At 52.6% G+C, this 1,623-nt stretch carries 3 protein-coding genes; all 3 read left to right on the top strand.

Annotation, left to right across the window (positions count from 1 at the left end):
• A partial coding sequence (locus ACXRVY_RS28015; RefSeq protein WP_458238836.1) for a glycine cleavage T C-terminal barrel domain-containing protein occupies positions 1 to 280 on the top strand: 280 nt, incomplete at its 5' end.
• Between the two features lie 404 nt (positions 281 to 684).
• On the top strand, positions 685 to 897 hold the full coding sequence (locus tag ACXRVY_RS28010) for a cold-shock protein (protein WP_007931076.1): 213 nt from the start codon (positions 685 to 687) through the stop codon (positions 895 to 897).
• 94 nt (positions 898 to 991) lie between these two features.
• On the top strand, positions 992 to 1,480 hold the full coding sequence (locus ACXRVY_RS28005) for an RDD family protein (protein ID WP_223459478.1): 489 nt from the start codon (positions 992 to 994) through the stop codon (positions 1,478 to 1,480).
• Positions 1,481 to 1,623 lie beyond the last annotated feature (143 nt).

The following is a 1,623-nucleotide window of genomic DNA, read 5'->3' as shown; positions in this document are numbered from 1 at the left end:
GCAACAGGCCGGTGTGAACCGCAAACGCGTCGGCCTGTTACCGCAGGAACGCACGCCAGTGCGCGAAGGCGCCGAGATCGTCAACGAAGCCGGCGACATCATCGGTAGTGTCTGCAGCGGTGGTTTCGGACCGACCCTGGGCGCGCCGCTGGCCATGGGTTATGTCGACAGCGCTTATATCGCACTGGACACACCCGTTTGGGCGATCGTTCGTGGGAAAAAGGTGCCTTTGCTTGTAAGCAAAATGCCATTTGTTCCACAACGCTACTATCGCGGCTGATTGAATGTTCCTATAAGTAACGCGGTTGCGTTAACGGTGCACTAATGTGTAACGCAACCGCCATAAAATAGTGCATTGTTTGGCTCTAAGCTTCGATTATGAACTTTGCTTATAACGATCGAAAGCAATTGAACAACGCTAGCGTATAAGGCCCCACTAGTGGACTGACTAAATGCCATCAACCTGAGGAAATACGGGGCCTTCACGGGGCTTGTTTTTTCTCCCGTAGTTGGCGTAGAGTTTGTTCACTGTGTTTGCATGGGTCGCTTGGAATCGTGACCTGGGCAGTAGCCTACAAGTTAGCTACATCCCGTTCGACGTCTTCTTACTCTCCTGCAACCAGCCCCAGTACTCTTTCATGAGAAAGAGACTGTCATTAATTTTTGCGTCAAAGGAAATAAGAAATGTCCCAACGTCAGAGCGGTACCGTCAAGTGGTTTAACGACGAGAAAGGTTTTGGTTTTATCACTCCTGAAAGCGGTCCGGATCTGTTCGTGCATTTCCGCGCCATCCAGGGCAACGGCTTCAAGAGCCTGAAAGAAGGCCAGAAAGTGACTTTCATCGCTGTGCAGGGCCAGAAAGGCATGCAGGCTGACGAAGTACAAGCGGAAGGTTAATCTTCTGTAACGAAAAAGCCCCTGATGCTGACATCAGGGGCTTTTTTGTGCGCGCAAATCCGTAAAATGGCTTCTTTTTCGCCGAGAGCCTGTCATGTCGAAACACCTGCTTACCCCCCAGGGCGATTTTCCTGCCGCTGGTCTGGGTCGCCGTCTGGCAGCCATGTTCTATGATTTCCTGCTGTGTACCGCCCTGCTGATCGTCACAAGCGGCATCTACAAGATGATCCAGATGGCGATCATCGGCGAAGAAAGGATGCGCACCCTGACCGAAGCGGGTGCGCTGGACGGTGATCCTCTGCTCTCCACAGTGCTGCTGTTCGTATTGTTCGGCTTCTTCGCCAAATTCTGGACCTGGTCTGGTCAGACCCTCGGCATGCAAGTCTGGTGCATCCGCGTGCAGAACGCCGATGGCTCATCCATCAGCCTGTGGCAAGCGCTACTGCGCTTTGTGGTGTCGCTTGCTTCGTTGCTGTGTGTTGGTCTGGGATTCTTCTGGTCGTTGTTCGACAAACAGAAACGCAGCTGGCATGACATGTATTCCAATACCGAACTGGTGCGGGTTCCGAAGAAGACCAAATAATTTCCTGACGCAGAAACCACTGTAGGAGCGAGCCTGCTCGCGATGGCGTAGTGTCAGTCAACTTCAATGGTGACTGATACACCGCTATCGCGAGCAAGCTCGCTCCCACAGTTATTTTGGGCCTGATTGAAAGATCTCAGGCG

This window comes from Pseudomonas sp. P5_A2_2 (genome assembly GCF_054177685.1).
This window is presented reverse-complemented; position numbering and strand designations above follow the sequence as displayed.